This window comes from Ensifer sp. ENS11 (assembly GCF_014851895.1).
GTDB classification, from domain to species: Bacteria; Pseudomonadota; Alphaproteobacteria; order Rhizobiales; family Rhizobiaceae; genus Ensifer; species Ensifer canadensis.
In genome coordinates this window covers 207,462-222,686 of the sequence record NZ_JACVAN010000001.1, presented here as the reverse complement: position 1 = coordinate 222,686, position 15,225 = coordinate 207,462, and the positions used below count along the sequence as shown (strand labels likewise).

19 protein-coding genes and 1 pseudogene are annotated in these 15,225 nt (G+C 62.3%); 13 read left to right on the top strand and 7 right to left on the bottom strand.

The features are described 5' to 3' along the window. Positions 1–51: 51 nt before the first annotated feature. From IB264_RS01145 to IB264_RS01130, 4 genes are all read right to left on the bottom strand, one after another. On the bottom strand, positions 52–909 hold the full coding sequence (locus tag IB264_RS01145; RefSeq protein WP_025425591.1) for a sigma-70 family RNA polymerase sigma factor: 858 nt from the start codon (positions 907–909) through the stop codon (positions 52–54). After that, positions 906–1,802: an alpha/beta fold hydrolase gene (locus IB264_RS01140; RefSeq protein WP_025425590.1), complete on the bottom strand. Its 897-nt coding sequence runs from the start codon at positions 1,800–1,802 to the stop codon at positions 906–908. Before IB264_RS01140 ends, IB264_RS01145 begins: the two co-directional genes overlap by 4 nt. Positions 1,803–1,873: 71 nt before the next feature. Continuing rightward, positions 1,874–2,188 (bottom strand): EthD family reductase, encoded by a 315-nt coding sequence (locus IB264_RS01135; protein ID WP_025425589.1) that lies wholly within the window; start codon positions 2,186–2,188, stop codon positions 1,874–1,876. Positions 2,189–2,223: 35 nt separating this feature from the next. Next, a complete protein-coding gene (locus tag IB264_RS01130) occupies positions 2,224–2,529 on the bottom strand; it encodes a putative quinol monooxygenase (RefSeq protein ID WP_025425588.1) in 306 nt (101 codons plus the stop codon). 220 nt (positions 2,530–2,749) lie between these two features. Here IB264_RS01130 and IB264_RS01125 point away from each other — a divergent pair, with 220 nt between their 5' ends. The 4 genes and pseudogenes from IB264_RS01125 (at position 2,750) to IB264_RS01110 (ending at position 5,255) form a co-directional block, all read left to right on the top strand. Next, positions 2,750–3,079, top strand: coding sequence for a helix-turn-helix transcriptional regulator (locus IB264_RS01125; RefSeq protein WP_025425587.1), 330 nt, complete (start codon positions 2,750–2,752; stop codon positions 3,077–3,079). Then, positions 3,076–3,540, top strand: coding sequence for an SRPBCC domain-containing protein (locus IB264_RS01120; protein WP_025425586.1), 465 nt, complete (start codon positions 3,076–3,078; stop codon positions 3,538–3,540). The genes IB264_RS01125 and IB264_RS01120 overlap by 4 nt, the downstream gene beginning before the upstream one ends. A 173-nt stretch (positions 3,541–3,713) precedes the next feature. Then, complete coding sequence (locus IB264_RS01115) at positions 3,714–4,127, top strand: GFA family protein (RefSeq protein ID WP_025425585.1); 414 nt, start codon at positions 3,714–3,716, stop codon at positions 4,125–4,127. 215 nt (positions 4,128–4,342) lie between these two features. Further along, positions 4,343–5,255 (top strand): annotated as a pseudogene (locus tag IB264_RS01110) (alpha/beta fold hydrolase). Positions 5,256–5,369: 114 nt separating this feature from the next. Here IB264_RS01110 and IB264_RS01105 read toward each other — a convergent pair. Continuing rightward, entirely contained in the window at positions 5,370–5,996 is a 627-nt protein-coding gene (locus IB264_RS01105; protein ID WP_025425584.1) for a glutathione S-transferase family protein, read from the bottom strand. A 166-nt stretch (positions 5,997–6,162) separates the two neighbouring features. Between IB264_RS01105 and IB264_RS01100 the strand changes: the two genes are divergently transcribed. After that, positions 6,163–7,224 (top strand): succinylglutamate desuccinylase/aspartoacylase family protein, encoded by a 1,062-nt coding sequence (locus tag IB264_RS01100; RefSeq protein ID WP_025425583.1) that lies wholly within the window; start codon positions 6,163–6,165, stop codon positions 7,222–7,224. Between the two features lie 53 nt (positions 7,225–7,277). On the opposite strand, the gene IB264_RS01095 is transcribed toward IB264_RS01100, so the two are convergent. Further along, on the bottom strand, positions 7,278–7,751 hold the full coding sequence (locus IB264_RS01095; protein ID WP_025425582.1) for an Lrp/AsnC family transcriptional regulator: 474 nt from the start codon (positions 7,749–7,751) through the stop codon (positions 7,278–7,280). A gap of 227 nt (positions 7,752–7,978) precedes the next feature. Here IB264_RS01095 and tatA point away from each other — a divergent pair, with 227 nt between their 5' ends. From tatA to ybaK, 4 genes are all read left to right on the top strand, one after another. Beyond that, a complete protein-coding gene (tatA, locus tag IB264_RS01090) occupies positions 7,979–9,148 on the top strand; it encodes a tyrosine aminotransferase (protein ID WP_025425581.1) in 1,170 nt (389 codons plus the stop codon). A gap of 14 nt (positions 9,149–9,162) precedes the next feature. Then, positions 9,163–9,798 carry a YitT family protein gene (locus IB264_RS01085; protein ID WP_025425580.1) on the top strand — a complete coding sequence of 212 codons (636 nt, stop codon included), beginning with the start codon at positions 9,163–9,165 and terminating at the stop codon, positions 9,796–9,798. Between the two features lie 84 nt (positions 9,799–9,882). Then, positions 9,883–10,242, top strand: a complete 360-nt coding sequence (locus IB264_RS01080) for an ArsC family reductase (RefSeq protein ID WP_025425579.1) — start codon at positions 9,883–9,885, stop codon at positions 10,240–10,242. Positions 10,243–10,258: 16 nt separating this feature from the next. Next, positions 10,259–10,732 carry a Cys-tRNA(Pro) deacylase gene (ybaK, locus tag IB264_RS01075; RefSeq protein ID WP_025425578.1) on the top strand — a complete coding sequence of 158 codons (474 nt, stop codon included), beginning with the start codon at positions 10,259–10,261 and terminating at the stop codon, positions 10,730–10,732. Between the two features lie 156 nt (positions 10,733–10,888). Here ybaK and IB264_RS01070 read toward each other — a convergent pair whose 3' ends face one another. Next, positions 10,889–11,344: a MarR family winged helix-turn-helix transcriptional regulator gene (locus IB264_RS01070; RefSeq protein ID WP_025425577.1), complete on the bottom strand. Its 456-nt coding sequence runs from the start codon at positions 11,342–11,344 to the stop codon at positions 10,889–10,891. An 85-nt stretch (positions 11,345–11,429) separates the two neighbouring features. Between IB264_RS01070 and IB264_RS01065 the strand changes: the two genes are divergently transcribed. The 4 genes from IB264_RS01065 (at position 11,430) to IB264_RS01050 (ending at position 15,202) form a co-directional block, all read left to right on the top strand. Next, positions 11,430–12,104: a glutathione S-transferase family protein gene (locus tag IB264_RS01065; protein ID WP_038575818.1), complete on the top strand. Its 675-nt coding sequence runs from the start codon at positions 11,430–11,432 to the stop codon at positions 12,102–12,104. Positions 12,105–12,180: 76 nt separating this feature from the next. Next, on the top strand, positions 12,181–13,068 hold the full coding sequence (locus IB264_RS01060) for an MBL fold metallo-hydrolase (protein WP_025425576.1): 888 nt from the start codon (positions 12,181–12,183) through the stop codon (positions 13,066–13,068). Positions 13,069–13,148: 80 nt separating this feature from the next. Continuing rightward, the gene (locus IB264_RS01055) at positions 13,149–14,402 is read left to right on the top strand and encodes an aminopeptidase (protein WP_025425575.1); all 1,254 of its coding nucleotides are present in this window, start codon (positions 13,149–13,151) and stop codon (positions 14,400–14,402) included. Further along, positions 14,399–15,202, top strand: coding sequence for a pyrroline-5-carboxylate reductase (locus IB264_RS01050; RefSeq protein WP_158268914.1), 804 nt, complete (start codon positions 14,399–14,401; stop codon positions 15,200–15,202). The genes IB264_RS01055 and IB264_RS01050 overlap by 4 nt, the downstream gene beginning before the upstream one ends. Positions 15,203–15,225: the final 23 nt, after the last annotated feature.

The following is a 15,225-nucleotide window of genomic DNA, read 5'->3' as shown; positions in this document are numbered from 1 at the left end:
GCCGTCTATTCCTCACGTGCGCCGAGCGCCATGATGGCGCTGTCCGGTCGATTAGTCCAACCGCACCCAATCGATGGCTTCGAGCACATACGGCGCGAACAGGAAGTCCCGGATCTGGATGATCCGGCTTTCCGACCAGCCGATCAGGACGAAATGTGCAGGCCGTTCCGTCGAGCCGGTGCTGTCGAACACCAGCATGGCCGGCTGTCCTTCAACCGCGCCGAAGGCGAACCGCCACTTCGTCACTTCGCCATAGCGGGTAAAATAGTGGCCGATCCTGTCGCGTCCTTCGAGTTGCAGCCGGTTTACCAGATCGAGCTTCACGTCATCGGCGAGCATGGCGCGAATTGCGTCGAAATCACCGCTCTGAAAGAGACGGACATAGGCGGTCATCTTCCGCCGGTCCGGCTCTGACATCAGCGGCAGCCTGATATCGTCGGGTGCCTGCGCAAGTTCCCGGAGTGCAACGCGCCCGCGCTGTAGCGCCGATTTGGCGGCGGCGGGCGAGCAGCCCGCGATCCCGGCGATCTCGTCGATCGAATGACCCAGGACATCCTTGAGGATCACCGCGCAGCGCTGAAGTTCAGGCAGCCGCAGAAACGTCTGGAAGCTGAACGCGACGATTTCCGCCTCAGGGATGGGCGCCGCCTCGACGTCTTCGGTGAGCGAGACGACCGTGTTGCGCGACCGCTCGCGCAGGAAATCGAGGCTCGTGTTGTGGGCGATGCGAAACAGCCAGCCCTCGAGACTATCGACCTCGACTCCTTGGGCTCGTGCGTTGAGCGCCTTGACGAGCGTATCCTGCAAGACATCCTCGCCATTGACCGCCGATCCCGTCATGCGCGCGCAGTAGCGATGAAGGCGTGGTCTGAGCGCATTCAGACGGTCCTCGAAATGGTCGGTATTCATGCACCAAGACCTCCGGCGCTTGCCCGCTCCGCCTGGGACTGGGCGCTGATTTCGATCAGTATCTTCGACAGCTTGGCCGGTTGTGACAGGAATGGCGAGTGGCTGGTCTCCAAAGTGTGGGTCGTCGTCTTGCCGCCGATGGCAACGTCTACGGTCGCAATCATGTGATCCTGACCGGCCAACGGAACCGCGCGGTCCTGTGTGGTGCGGATGTAGTGGCGCGGCACGGTGCCAAATCCTTCCGGCGTAATGGCCGATGGAGCCACGGCGCCGGCATTCGATTCGTCGTAGTGAAGATGCAGCGCCGCCTGCGCGAATTCCACCTCCGGCACGTCGCCATAAAACGAAGCCTTGAGAAGCGATCGATAGGCGACGTCTGTCGATCGCGGATTGATCCTTGTCGCACCGATGCCGACGGGGTCGCCCACGAACAACCCGGGCGACAGGGCCGAAGACATGGTTTCGTGTTGCAGCATCGCCAGCAACGGCATGCCGTTCGGCACCATGAACCCGGCGATATAAACGACTGCGAGAAGCTGGTCCGGAACCCTTTCGGCGACCGCCGAAATCGTCATCCCGCCGGCCGAGTGCCCGACCAGGATGACCTTGCCGCCGCCGAGGGCCGCGGCCTCTTTTACCAGCTCGACAACCGCTTCCGTCCGCTCCAGCTGCGTAATGCCGGCGCTGGGTGACGGCTCCGTGGCAAAAGCAATGGGGTCGAACGGACGAAGGCCGAGCGACGGTGGGGCTATGGCATTGACCCCCGCGCCGGGAAGGTCGAGCGTCAAGGCCGAAAAGCCATTGGCTTCAAGTATCGGCGTCACCTTGTCCCATGTCGAGCGGTCGTGCCAACCGCCATGGATCAGGACAAAAACTGCTTTGGTCACTGCCATTCCCTCAGTCCCCTTTACTCTGACCTTACGATATTTGCGGCCTGTGCAAGCGGCCAACTGCCAGCGTCGGTTCAAACTTCCCTGTCGTCGAAAAGGAACATTTCAACACCAGAGTCGTCAGGCGCAAAAAGTCGTCGATCCGCCGCAGCGGCCTGACCTTCCGGGCTTGCAAACGCCTTGTTGATCGCCGCAAGGTCGTCGAAATGCAGCGTTCCAATGCGATGAATTTTGGACGTTCCGACTGGCCTTGCGATCGGGCCGTCGCTGACCTCGTATTTCCTGAGCCCAGGGATCTTCTTGGCGAGAGGCACGTGGATCTCGAAATAATGCTGGTCGAACGCCTCGACATTATCAGGTGTTGGGTAAATCACGACCATGCGGGCCATTGCGATTCCTCCGTTGTTTCGGTGTGTGCCAAGCCTCACCGGGTTTCGCCAAACACCGCCGAGCCGATGATCGAATCGAGGCTCGCCAGCTCAAGGATCTCAGGGAAGTAGGCTTTCATGCGCGGGTCGCTGCGCATCGCCTCGACCGCTGCAGGGGTCTCCCACTCGGAGTAGATGACGACGCCGGTGCCGTCATTTGCCGCGATCAACCGGGTCGTCTTCCAGCCTTCAAGCGTGCGGACAACCGTGTCGGTGTTCAGCTTCAGGAGCGCGATCAGCGCATCCTGCTTCCCGGGTTTGACCTTCAGCAGATTGATCAAAATGACTGACTCGTCGGACATGGCATGTCTCCTTTTTGTTTCGAACACATCAAGGACGACCGGAAGGGTGAAAACGGATCGCGACGTTTGAAAATTTTGGGAAATGGTTCTCTGCGGAGCGGGGCCTGCTGACTGAAATAAGCAGTCCAAGCCATCGCCACAACAACGGAAGAGCCGTAGCCTTACCTGACAAAAAACAATAGTGTTGACTAATTAATCAGTATGCACTAATTGTTTTGTCATGATTGAAACCGCACCCATCACCGCCGTCATGCGCGCCCTTGCCGATCCGACCCGGCGTGCCGTGTTCGAGCGCATCGCCAATGCCGACGAGATCACGGTGGTCGAACTGACGCGCGGCAGCGGCGTGACGCAGGGTGCCATTTCGCAGCATCTCAAGTCATTGAAGCAGGCGGGCCTCGTCAGCGAGCGTCCCGAAGGCCGCAACGTCTATTACCGCGCTGAGCCCGAAGGCCTCGAGCCGCTTGTCGACTGGATGAGCCATTACGGCGCCTTCTGGCGCGAACGGTTTGCAAACCTCCGCACTCTCTTGAAGGAGATCGATCCATGAATGAAGTAGTGTTGCAGCCCCACACGCAGGACATCGTGGTAGACGAGGTCTTCCCCCACGCCCCCGAGACGATCTGGAAAACCTTGACGAGCGGCGCCTTGATAAGCCGCTGGATGATGGTTGCGACAGGCTTCGAGCCGGTCGAAGGCAACCGCTTCACCTTCCAGACCACGCCGGCCGGCGAATGGGATGGCGTCATCCACTGCCGGGTGCTGGAGGTGAAACCGAACGAGCGGTTCGTCTACGCCTGGAAAGGCGGGCACGAGGCCAATGCCGGCTATGGCTCGCGTCTTGACACGGTCGTTACATGGACCCTGTCCAGGGTCCACAACGGCACGCGCCTTCGCCTCGTTCATTCCGGCTTCGTGACGCCGAGAAACGACACCGCCTTCAAGAACATGAGCGAAGGTTGGAAGAAGGTTCTGACGCGGATCGGCACCGTGACCGAAGGGCAGGACTGAGACGACACCCAAAGCCTGACGCGGGCGCCGTGCCCGCGTCCTTGACGCGCCCGGTTCGGCAAGCGCCGTAGCGCCATCACGAACACAAGCAAAACAACTGATTGCGATGCCCGACCATCGAGCACGCTCGATGACGTACGCGTTGCCGTCCCCAGAGCCCAAGGAGCAATGACATGAGCAAGCCCTATACCGGTGGATGCGCCTGCGGCGCGATCCGTTACGAGATCTCTGGAGAACCGGTTTTCTCAAACGATTGTCAGTGTCGCGACTGCCAGAGCGAGAGCGGCACCGGACACGGATCGCACCTGACCTTCAGGCGAGACGGCGTGAAGCTCGAAGGCAAGGCGACGCTGTGGGACATGGTCGCCGATAGCGGCAACGTGAAGACCCGGGCCTTTTGTCCCACCTGCGGTTCGCCCGTCTATATGACCTTTGCCGCAATGCCCGAATTCTTCACCGTGCGCGCGGCGAGCCTCGACGATCCGAGTCGCTACAAGCCCCAGGTCGTCACCTATGGATCACGCGGCTACGCTTGGGACCACCTCGACCCGACGCTGCCGAAGTTTGACAAGATGCCGCCGATGTAAAGACCAGGCGAACGGACATCGAAGTTTTCCAGGGCGCGCCGTCGCGCGCCCTACCCCATCCCCATCGCGTAGCAACCGAGCAAATGCGCCATGCCGCGTTCGGTATTGCCGAACAGTAGATCCGCCTTCTGGCGGCTAGTTCGAACAGATCACGCCTGTCATCTTCTCTCCATCGAAACGCCAATCGGCGCACACCGAAAAAACAGGAGAGACCAATGCTTCGTTCCCTCATCACCGGCGCAGCCATAGCCTTCGCCGTCCCGGCACTCGCCGACGTTCAGCCCTATCCGGCGACGTTTACAACGGAAACCATCGCCACCAACGGCACGACCCTGCATGTGCGCGTCGGCGGTTCGGGGGCCGACCGTCGTGCTGCTGCACGGCTACGGCGAGACCGGCGACATGTGGGCGCCGCTTGCTGCCGAGCTTGTCCGCGATCACCGCGTCATCGTGCCCGATCTCAGGGGCATGGGGCTCTCGGACAAGCCGGCGACCGGCTATGACAAGAAGACAGAAGCGCAGGATATCGCCGGCGTGCTCGACGCGTTGAAGGCCGACAAGGTCGACGTGGTGGCACACGATATCGGCAACATGGTCGGTTACGCCTTTGCCGCCCAGTATCCGACACGAACGACAAAGCTGGTGCTGATGGACGCGCCGCTTCCCGGCGTCGGCCCGTGGGAAGAGATCCTGAAGAACCCGCTGCTGTGGCACTTCCGTTTCGGCGGGCCTGACATGGAGCGCTTGGTGGCCGGCCGCGAGCGCATCTACCTCGACCGCTTCTGGAACGAATTCTCCGCCGATCCGAAGAAGTGGAACGAGGCCTCGCGCGAACACTACGCCAAGCTCTATGCCCAGCCGGGCGCGATGCGGGCGGGCTTCGCCCAGTTCGCCGCCTTCGATCAGGACGCGATCGACAACCAGGCCTTCCTGAAACAGGGCAAGCTCGGCATGCCTGTCCTGGCCGTCGGCGGCGAAAAATCCTTCGGCCCGACAATGGCCGTCGTAACCCGCTTTGCCGCCAACAATGTCACCGAGGTGGTCATTCCCGCTTCCGGCCATTGGTTGATGGAGGAACAGCCCGAAGCGACGGTGAAGGCGATCCGCAGCTTTCTCGACGCGGAATGATCGAGGGTGCCTACGAAGCGGCCATTGACCAGAGCCGGCGCAAGCACTTTGCGCCGGCTCTTTTCGCATCATGGCCAGCGCGCAGCGCGATAGCTCTCAAGCTCCGGCTGGGCGTCAGGTCGGCGGAATGAAAGGCTGGCTGATCGCCTGGAATACGGCCAACGCCTCCAGCATTTCCCCGTGTGCCCGTAGCGCCGGATAGTTGGAGATCGCGATCAGCTCGGGATGGACCTCGCACAGGAAACGCAGCACCACTGCCACGGCGATATCGGCATGGCCAATGCGCTCCCCGAACCAGAACTCCGAGGTACCCTCCGACCGGCCGGCCTCCAATACGCCGAGCGCCGCCTCCATCTGGTGACGGCAGCGATCGACCCAGAGGGCCGAGACTTCGCCGTGCAGACGCTTCTCGTAGAACAGGCTGACGGCCTTGTCGCCGAGCCCGGTTGCAAGCGCCGCAACCTTAAGCGCCCGATGTCGGGCGGGTTCGAACCTTGGAAACATTGCGCGTTCATCGGAAACAAGGCCGTCGAGATAATCGAGAATGATGTGGCTATCGATCAACGCGGTACCGTCGTCCAGCGCCAGGGTCGGGACGCGCGTCAGCGGATTGTAGGCACGAAGCCTGTCGGCATCGCCGAAGGAGGACCAGGGGCGGTGCTCGAATTCCATGCCGTATAGCGTGAGCGCGATGCCGACGCGGCGGACGAAGGGAGAATCATATTGGCCGATCAGGATCATCTGCAGGGTCCCGTCTGGTGAGAGCGCAGCCAGAAGACAACGGATGCGCGGCAAAAGCAAAGCCTTGCTCCGCCCCCATCAACGCCCGCGCTCCCCGTTTCTAGCCACTTGCAGAGCCTATCGGGAATGCCGATAAGCCTTCGACACGAGACAAAAGGGGGAGACCATGGACATCTCGGAAATCATCATCGCCGGCGACACCGCAGGCATCGAATGGCGCCTTCCGGTCTTCCGCTTCAAGGGCAGGAGCCCCGACGCACCGAAGACCTATATTCAAGCGGCACTGCACGCCAACGAACTGCCCGGCACCGCGCTGGCGCATTTCCTCCTGCAGAAGCTCGCTGACGCGGAGAAGAACGCCGCCATTCTCGGCGACATCACCGTCGTGCCGCAGGCAAACCCCATCGGCACCGCGCAATCGCATTTCGGCGAACTGCAGGGCCGGTTCGATCTCGGCTCGCGCACCAATTTCAACCGCGATTTTCCGCTGATCGCACTCGGCGAGCGCGACAGCCTTCTCGAGGATCTTGATCGTTACTCGGCCACGGATCGGCTGAAGCGGCAATTGCTGCATATGGCGCTCGGCGCCGACTTGATGCTCGACCTGCATTGCGACGACGAAGCGCTGCAATATGCCTATATCGACGACGCCTTCTGGCCGGAGGCGGCCGACCTTGCCGCAGCTCTCGACATGGAGGCGGTGCTTCTTTCGGATGGCGAAAGCTCCGCCTTCGAAGAGGCCGTCGCCTACGCCTGGAAGTATGAGGCAGCCGGTCAGATGAAGACGAGCCTTCCGGGGCGGCTCTCCGTCACGGTCGAGCTTCGCGGCACACGCGACGTCTATCCTGACATGGCACGCAAGGATGCCGAAGGCGTGCTGCGCTTCCTCGCCCAGCGCGGCGTGGTCGCCGGCGACAGGGCAGCACTTCCAGCATTCGGCGGCATCGTCGCGCCGCTCGACAACATCGAGCTGATCCGCGCTCCGGAATCCGGCGCCATCCTCTTCCACCGCGATATCGGCGAGAGGGTGAAGGCCGCCGATCTGCTCGTGACGATCCTTAGCCGTCCCGGCCGGCCAGACGGCGCCATCGAAGTCCGCGCACCGCAGGACGGGCTGATTGTTACCCGGGTATCGACAAGGCTTGCCCGTCGCCGCGCGGACCTGATGAAAATCGCCTGCGCAACCGCGTCAAGCGCCGCACGCAAGCCCGGCCCGCTGGAAGCCTGAAGCCAAGCCAAAGCTGTGGCTTTGTCCGGAACGTCCTGAGAACGTTCCGGACATCACCGCGACATCGTCGCGGTCATCTTCGGACTGTCGAGAAGGATGGTCGAGCGCAGAGTCTTGATCTCGCCGATCTGCTCGAACTCGGTCCACAATAGCCGTTTGTAGTCGGCGACATCACGTACGGCGATCTTCAGCAGAAAGTCGAAATCACCGGCAACCGTATGGCACTCCACCACCTCGGGCATGCGCGACACCAGTTCGATGAAACGCTGCCCGACCTTGCTTGCGGTCCGCTCCAGCGTCACTTCGAGAAAGGCCTGGAAGCCGACCCCCGCCGCCTTCGGATCGACCACGACCGTTTGCCGGATAACACCTTCCGAGTAGAGCCGCGCCAACCGGCGCGACAGCGGTGCCGGCGAAAGCCCGACCCGCGCCGCAAGCTCGTTGTTGCTGCGCAACGCGTCCTCGACAAGCAATCGGATAATCCGCCGGTCGATCGCATCGAGTTTGGACGCTCCGCGCTCCGTCATAGCCAGCCCTTCCCGCTCTCTTCAGCGTTTGCGCAAATCAGCAAAAGAAATGCATCGATTTACGCAATTCGATCTATGCGAATATTGTCTCCGTGGCAAATCCGGCATCGATTTTGCGCTGTCTCTGATTTAAAGAAGAAGCCTGTCGAGAGCCGGAGGACGGTTCTCGGCGCGACCTTTCTCGATCGCCCATCGCTACTCTGTCACTGCCAAGGGGGAATTCCGGCATGTTCGACGCTCTGACCCGCCAACCCGACGATCCGTTGCTGGCCCTGATCGGGCTCTATCGCAAGGACGAGCGCCCTGGAAAGGTCGATCTCGGCGTCGGAGTCTACCGCGACGAAACCGGCCACACGCCGATCTTCCGCGCGGTCAAGGAAGCGGAAAAGCGGCTGCTCGCAACGCAGGACAGCAAGGCCTATGTCGGCCCCGAGGGCGACCTCATTTTCGTCGATCACCTCTGGACGCTGGTCGGTGGCGACACGATCAACCGAAGCCATTTGGCCGGCGTGCAGACGCCGGGCGGCTCCGGCGCGCTAAGGCTTGCGGCCGACCTCATCCGCCAGATGGGCGGCAAGCGCATCTGGATCGGCCTGCCGAGCTGGCCGAACCATGCCAGCATCTTCAAGGCCGCGGGCCTTGAGACGGCCGGCTATCCATTCTTCGACGTCCCGTCCCAGACCGTGCTCTTCGACACCATGATGAGCGCGCTCCAAGGTGCTTCGGCCGGCGACGCCGTGCTGCTGCATGCCGGCTGCCACAACCCGACGGGCGGCGTGATCACCGATACGCAATGGCTGGAGATCGCGGCCGTCGTCGCCGAGCGCGGCCTGCTGCCGTTGATCGACCTTGCCTATCAGGGCTTCGGCCGCGGATTGGACGAGGACGTAACGGGCCTTCGCCATCTCATCGGCATCGTCCCGGAAACCCTGATCGCCGTCTCCTGCTCGAAATCGTTCGGGCTCTACCGCGAGCGCACCGGCGCCATCTTTGCCGTGACCGCCTCGTCCTCGTCGGCCGACACGGTCCGCTCCAACCTCGCCGGCCTGGCGCGCACCAGCTACTCGATGCCGCCGGATCACGGCGCCGCCATCGTGCGCACCATCCTGTGCGATGCCGACCTGGCGCGCGACTGGAGAGAAGAACTTGAAACCATGCGCCAGCGTATATCAGGCATTCGCCGATCGCTTGCCGAAGGCCTGCGCGACCGCTGGCAGGCGCTTGGCGCCGTCGCCGACCAGGAAGGCATGTTCTCGCTGCTGCCGCTTTCGGAAGCGGATGTGATGCGGCTCAGGAACGAACACGGCATCTACATGCCGGGTTCCGGCCGCATCAACATTGCCGGACTGAAGACGGCCGAAGTCGATGACGTCATCGGCAAGTTCAAGAACCTCTAAGGACTGAAAAGACGATGAACGCCGAGCCAATGATCAATACCCAGGACGTGCCCGCCGAGCGCCACCACCTCTTTGAGGATGCGTTGGCGATCCTGACGGGCACGCTGATCATGTCGCTCGGCGTCATCATCTACAGCAAGGCGATGCTGCTGACGGGCAGCACCTCCGGTCTGGCCCTTCTTTTGCAATACGCGACCGGCGCGCAATTCTGGCTGGTGTTCTCGCTCATCAATCTGCCGTTCTATGTCCTGGCGATCAAACGGCTCGGCTGGATGTTTGCGCTGCGCACCTTTCTTGCGGTCACGTTGGTGGCGCTGTTTTCGAAGTTGACGGCAGGATGGGTGGAATTCGCCAAGCTCGACCCGATCTACGCGACCATTGTCGGCGGCGGATTGATGGGCACCGGCCTGCTGATCCTCTTTCGCCACCGCACCGGGCTCGGCGGCATCAACATTCTGGCGATCTATCTGCAGGAGAAGTACGGCATCCGCGCCGGCTATTTCCAGCTTGCCGTCGATCTTACGATCCTTGCCGCCGCCTTCTTCGTGCTGCCGCCGGCCAACCTGGTTCTGTCCGTAGTTGGCGCCGCCGTCGTCAACATGACGCTTGCCATCAACCACAAGCCGGGCCGCTACGTCGGCGTAACCTGAGACACCGGCAAGGTCTTCCCTCTCCCTGAGAGGGAGGCTATCACTCCCAGCACGAATTTGCCGCAAGGCAGGAAAGGCATGGGAATGACGGTCACGATCTACGGCATCAAGAATTGCGACACGATGAAAAAGGCGCGCACCTGGCTCGACGGCCAGGGCATCGCCTATCGCTTCCACGACTACAAGGTCGAGGGCATCGACCGAGCCCATCTCGATCGCTGGTGCAAGGAGGCAGGCTGGGAAATCGTGCTCAACCGCGCCGGCACCACCTTCCGCAACCTGCCCGATGCCGAAAAGCAGAACCTCGATACCGACAAGGCAATCGCGCTGATGCTGGCACAGCCCTCGATGATCAAGCGTCCGGTGATCGAGGCCAACGGCAACCTGTTGATCAGCTTCAAGCCGGACCTCTACGAGGCCCTGTTTCACAAGACCAACGCCTGACGCCGGGAGAGGCACGATGTCCAAGACCACCCGCGCAACTCAGGCGCTTGCCAAGGCCGGCGTTGTCTTCACCGTCCACACCTACGACTACGACCCGAACGCCGAGCGCGTCGGGCTGCAGGCGGCAGAAGCACTCGGCGAGGATCCGAGCCGGGTGCTGAAGACGCTGATGGCCGAGGTCGACGGCAAGCCAGTCTGCTGCGTGGTGCCATCCGATCGCGAAGTCAGCATGAAGAAACTGGCCGCGGCCTTCGGCGGCAAGTCGGCAGCGATGATGAAGCCTGCTGATGCCGAGCGCCTGACCGGATATCATGTCGGCGGCATCAGCCCGTTCGGGCAGAAGAAGCTGGTGCCGACCGCGATCGAAGAAGCGGCGCTTTCCGAAGCACAGGTCTACATCAATGGCGGCCAGCGCGGGCTTCAGGTGCGGCTGGCACCTGGCGACGCACGAACGGCACTCAAGGCCGTGGCGGCACCGCTGATCGCCTGACGCCGACATGAACACTCCAGGATGTCCTTGGGCATTCCAGGCGTGTTCTGAGATCGAGAGCGCTTCCGGTTTAGACAGAGCCGCAGAAACGCTCTATCTCCCTGTTTTGACACATTTCCTGACGGAAAACCGCTTCGCACTTTTCCTGGAAATGCTCTAGCGAAGCCTTGCGAGCAGACTAGCCAGTTGCTGCGCTTCGTCCGTACCCAGTTTTGTGCCGACATGGGCCTCGATCGAACCGGAATAGACCTCCCACATGCGCTCGCGTGTCGCACGCCCTTTGTCAGTCACGACCACCCAGCGCCCGCGCCCGTCGGCGTCGAAAGCCTCGCGCCGAACCAGCCCTTCCCGTTCAAGCCGGTCGATCAAACGCGAGAGATTGTATTGGGCAAGCAAGGTGCGGGACTCGATCTCGAAGGGACGCAGCTTGCCGTCCTCCGCCTGCACCAGTTCCCAGAGCACATCATACCAGCCGAGCGGCGGCAGACCGGCCCTCTTGAAATCCGCCTCGATCGCCGAAAGCACGCGCCGTTGCGCGCGCATGAGGCCGATCCAGGCCTGTGTGGCAGCCGGCGTCGGCCGCAGTTCTCCATTCTTCGAAATATCGCTCATAGATGCAATTACATTGATCTTGAAAGTGTTGGCAAGCACACATACATGCAGATGCATCTACATTGATCAACCCAGGAGACCACCCATGAGCAGTGCCCTTACCCTGATCAGCCATCATCTCTGCCCCTATGTGCAGCGCGCTGCGATCGCGCTTGCCGAAAAGGGTGTCGCCTTCGATCGCGCGAGCATCGATCTGGCCGCCAAGCCAGACTGGTTCCTGAAAATCTCGCCGCTCGGCAAGGTGCCGTTGCTGCAGATCCCGCAGACGACCGGCGAGGCCGTCCTGTTCGAAAGTTCGGTGATCTGCGAATACCTCGAGGAGACACAGGCTGGCGTCCGGCTTCACCCGACGGACCCTCTGGAACGGGCACGCCACCGCGGCTGGATGGAATACGGCTCGTCGATCCTCTCGGACCTCTGGGGCTTCGAGACCACCGGGGCTGCCGACGCTTTCGAGCAGAAGCGCCAGGTGATCGCCGCGAAGTTTGCGACGATCGAAACCGTTCTGGGCGACGGGCCCTATTTCGCCGGAACGGATTTCTCCCTGGTGGATGCAGTCTTTGCGCCGATCTTCCGCTATTTCGACCTGTTCGACACGTTGGTCGACCACAAGATCTTCAGCGGCCTTGCCCGTGTTTCCGCCTGGCGGCAGGCCCTGGCGGAACGCTCGAGCGTCAAGGCTGCCGTGGCATCGGACTATGGCGAGCGTCTGATGATCTTCTTGAAGCAGCACGACGCCTATCTGCTGCGTGCGCAATAGAGCGGCCCCACGGCCCTTCTTTTTCGGCGCGCGCCATCCTATGACAGATGCGAACAACGGGAGGAGCAAGCGCGCCATGCCTGATATGACGTCGACCCTGACGATATTGCAGCCCTATCCCGGCATCTTCGCCTATTACGACGGGCGGATTGCCGGGACCCGGCTCCATTCCGAGGGACCAAACTGGCTGGACGATGGCGCCTATGCGTTGGGCGTCGCGTCCTACGCAATCGTCGATGGCGGTGAGGCGCTCGTCTACGACACCCACATCTCCATCCCCCACGCCGAAGCCATTCGCGTCCATCTCGAAGGCCTTGGCGTCACCTCGATCCGGGTCGTGCTCAGCCACTGGCACAAGGACCACGTAGCCGGAAACGCCGCCTTTGTCGATTGCGAGATCATCGCTTTGTCGCTGACGGCGGAACGGCTTGCCGAAAACCGCGAGAAGATCGAAATCGCAACGCCGCCGATCCATCCCCTCGTCATGCCCAACCGCCTGTTTGAGCACGGGCTTGATCTCAAGGTGGGGCAACGAAAGGTGGAACTGCATCATTTCGCCATTCACAGCGCCGACGGCAATGTCCTCTGGCTGCCCGAGGAAAAGCTGCTGCTGGCCGGCGACACGGTCGAAGACTGCGCCACCTTTATCGCCGAAGCCGAGCAGGTCGCAACGCATATCGCCGAATTGAAGCGCCTGCGGGAATGGCCGATCGCCCGCATCCTGCCAAGCCACGGCGATCGCGATCGTATTGCTGCGGGCGGCTATGACGCGGCGCTGATCGATGCGAACCGAAGCTATCTCGAACGTTTGGTGCGCGCGGCCGCGGACGGAACTCCCATCGGGCCTCTCAAGGATTTTGCTGCCGATGAGATCGCCGCCGGTTCGATCCTCTACTTCGCGCCCTATGAAGAGGTGCACGACAGCAATGTCGCCAGAATGCGCGCTGCAGCCAAGAGCATCTGACGTTTGCAACCGCCAGCCTTCATTTTCGCCGCAAAGCGCACTAAGTCTTGTTCGTCCGATTTCATAATGACAGGCAAATCATGACCTATCCCGCCAACACCCCCACCCCGATCGACCCGGTAAAACTCGACAAGCTCGCGGAAGTCGCCATCAAGGTCGGCCTGCAGCTGCAAAAGGGCCAGGACCTGGTAATGACGGCGCCGATCGCCGCCATGCCGCTTGTGCGCGATATCGCCAAGCACGCCTACAAGGCCGGCGCCGGTCTGGTGACGACGTTCTATTCCGACGAGGAAACGACACTTGCGCGCTACGCCTACGCGCCTGACGAAAGCTTCGACCGGGCAAGCGACTGGCTTTACGAAGGCATGGCCAAGGCATTCGGCGGCGGCGCTGCCCGCCTAGCCATCTCCGGCGACAACCCGATGATGCTGTCGGCCCAGGACCCGAGCAAAGTGGCGCGCGCCAACAAGGCCAATTCCATCGCCTACAAGCCGGCGCTCGAAAAAATCACGAATTTCGACATCAACTGGAACATCGTCTCCTATCCGAACCCTGCCTGGGCGCAGCTGGTGTTCCCGAACGATCCCGAGCCGATCGCGGTGGAAAAGCTGGCCAACGCCATTTTCGCCGCGTCGCGCGTCGATCTCGACGATCCGGTTGCGGCCTGGAAGGCGCACAATGCCAACCTGGCGCGACGCTCCGCCTGGCTGAACGGCGAACGCTTCGCCTCGCTGCATTTCACCGGCCCCGGCACCGATCTCGTCGTCGGGCTGGCCGATGGCCATCTGTGGTGTGGCGGCGCGTCGGAAGCGAAAAACGGCATCATCTGCAATCCCAATATCCCGACCGAAGAGGTCTTCACGACACCGCACGCGCTGCGCGTCGAGGGATACGTCTCCAGCACCAAGCCGCTGTCGCATCAGGGTACGCTGATCGACAACATTCAGGTCCGGTTCGAAGGCGGACGCATCGTCGAGGCGAAGGCTTCGCGCGGCGAGGAGGTGCTGAACAAGGTGCTCGACACCGACGAGGGCGCGCGCAGGCTCGGTGAAGTGGCCCTCGTGCCGCATTCCTCGCCGATTTCGGCAAGCGGCATCCTGTTCTACAACACCCTGTTCGACGAAAATGCCTCGTGCCACATCGCGCTTGGCCAGTGCTACTCGGGCTGCTTCGTCGACGACACCAGCCTGACGCCGGAACAGATCCGCGCCCAGGGCGGCAATTCGAGCCTGATCCACATCGACTGGATGATCGGCTCCGGCCAGGTGGATATCGACGGCGTGCGCGCCGACGGCAGTCGCGTGCCGGTCATGCGGCAGGGCGAGTGGGCTTGACGCAGTTCGGTGTCATCGGCGGCGGCGGCTGGCTGGGCAAGGCCCTGTTGCTGCCCGCCCTTGCCGATGGCGTCATCGCCGGGGAGGCGTTGACCGTCTCCTCGCGCAGCGGCACCGTCCCGGGCTTCGAGCCCTGGCCGGCTGTCCGCCAGACGAAAGATAACGCCGCGCTCGCCGCTGACGCGGATGTGGTGATGCTGTCCGTACGCCCACAGGATCTCGACGCCATCGCGCTCGATCTCTCGGGCAAGCTCGTCATTTCGGTGATGGCGATGGTTTCGCTTGCCGACCTTGCCGCCCGCTTCGAGGCTCGTCGCATCATCAGGGCGATGCCGAATACTGCCGCCGAAAAGCGGCTCTCCTTCACACCGTGGCTTGCAAGCCCTGACACCACCGAGGCGGATTGCGCCTTCGCCGAGCGGCTCTTTGAAGCATCCGGCAAGGTGCAAAGGATCGCGACGGAAACCGAGCTCGACTACTTCACCGCCTTGACCGGCTCCGGCCCTGCCTTTCTTGCCGTCTTTGCCGATGCGATGATTTCCGATGCCGTGACGAAAGGCATCGAGAGAGGCATCGCCGAGCGCGCCGTGCGCCAGCTTTTCCTCGGCGGCAGCACCTTGCTGGCAGGCAGCAAGCAGACGCCTGACGAAATCGTGCAAACCTTCCTCGATTACGCTGGCACGACCGCGGCCGGGCTCGAGGCCATGGCTGCCGCCGATATCCACACGCCGATCGCTCGGGGGTTAACGGCCGCCGCTGCGAAAGCGGCGGCCGGCACCCGCGACTGCGACCTCGGGTAGGTTTTTGCCGGGGCGCCTGCCTT

What these genes read in the sequence shown, in the direction of transcription:
- IB264_RS01145 (WP_025425591.1), bottom strand. Translation starts at nt 909, where the DNA reads ATGAATACCGACCATTTCGAGGACCGTCTGAATGCGCTCAGACCACGC.
- IB264_RS01140 (WP_025425590.1), bottom strand. Translation starts at nt 1,802, where the DNA reads ATGGCAGTGACCAAAGCAGTTTTTGTCCTGATCCATGGCGGTTGGCAC.
- IB264_RS01135 (WP_025425589.1), bottom strand. Translation starts at nt 2,188, where the DNA reads ATGGCCCGCATGGTCGTGATTTACCCAACACCTGATAATGTCGAGGCG.
- IB264_RS01130 (WP_025425588.1), bottom strand. Translation starts at nt 2,529, where the DNA reads ATGTCCGACGAGTCAGTCATTTTGATCAATCTGCTGAAGGTCAAACCC.
- IB264_RS01125 (WP_025425587.1), top strand. Translation starts at nt 2,750, where the DNA reads ATGATTGAAACCGCACCCATCACCGCCGTCATGCGCGCCCTTGCCGAT.
- IB264_RS01120 (WP_025425586.1), top strand. Translation starts at nt 3,076, where the DNA reads ATGAATGAAGTAGTGTTGCAGCCCCACACGCAGGACATCGTGGTAGAC.
- IB264_RS01115 (WP_025425585.1), top strand. Translation starts at nt 3,714, where the DNA reads ATGAGCAAGCCCTATACCGGTGGATGCGCCTGCGGCGCGATCCGTTAC.
- IB264_RS01105 (WP_025425584.1), bottom strand. Translation starts at nt 5,996, where the DNA reads ATGATCCTGATCGGCCAATATGATTCTCCCTTCGTCCGCCGCGTCGGC.
- IB264_RS01100 (WP_025425583.1), top strand. Translation starts at nt 6,163, where the DNA reads ATGGACATCTCGGAAATCATCATCGCCGGCGACACCGCAGGCATCGAA.
- IB264_RS01095 (WP_025425582.1), bottom strand. Translation starts at nt 7,751, where the DNA reads ATGACGGAGCGCGGAGCGTCCAAACTCGATGCGATCGACCGGCGGATT.
- tatA (WP_025425581.1), top strand. Translation starts at nt 7,979, where the DNA reads ATGTTCGACGCTCTGACCCGCCAACCCGACGATCCGTTGCTGGCCCTG.
- IB264_RS01085 (WP_025425580.1), top strand. Translation starts at nt 9,163, where the DNA reads ATGAACGCCGAGCCAATGATCAATACCCAGGACGTGCCCGCCGAGCGC.
- IB264_RS01080 (WP_025425579.1), top strand. Translation starts at nt 9,883, where the DNA reads ATGACGGTCACGATCTACGGCATCAAGAATTGCGACACGATGAAAAAG.
- ybaK (WP_025425578.1), top strand. Translation starts at nt 10,259, where the DNA reads ATGTCCAAGACCACCCGCGCAACTCAGGCGCTTGCCAAGGCCGGCGTT.
- IB264_RS01070 (WP_025425577.1), bottom strand. Translation starts at nt 11,344, where the DNA reads ATGAGCGATATTTCGAAGAATGGAGAACTGCGGCCGACGCCGGCTGCC.
- IB264_RS01065 (WP_038575818.1), top strand. Translation starts at nt 11,430, where the DNA reads ATGAGCAGTGCCCTTACCCTGATCAGCCATCATCTCTGCCCCTATGTG.
- IB264_RS01060 (WP_025425576.1), top strand. Translation starts at nt 12,181, where the DNA reads ATGCCTGATATGACGTCGACCCTGACGATATTGCAGCCCTATCCCGGC.
- IB264_RS01055 (WP_025425575.1), top strand. Translation starts at nt 13,149, where the DNA reads ATGACCTATCCCGCCAACACCCCCACCCCGATCGACCCGGTAAAACTC.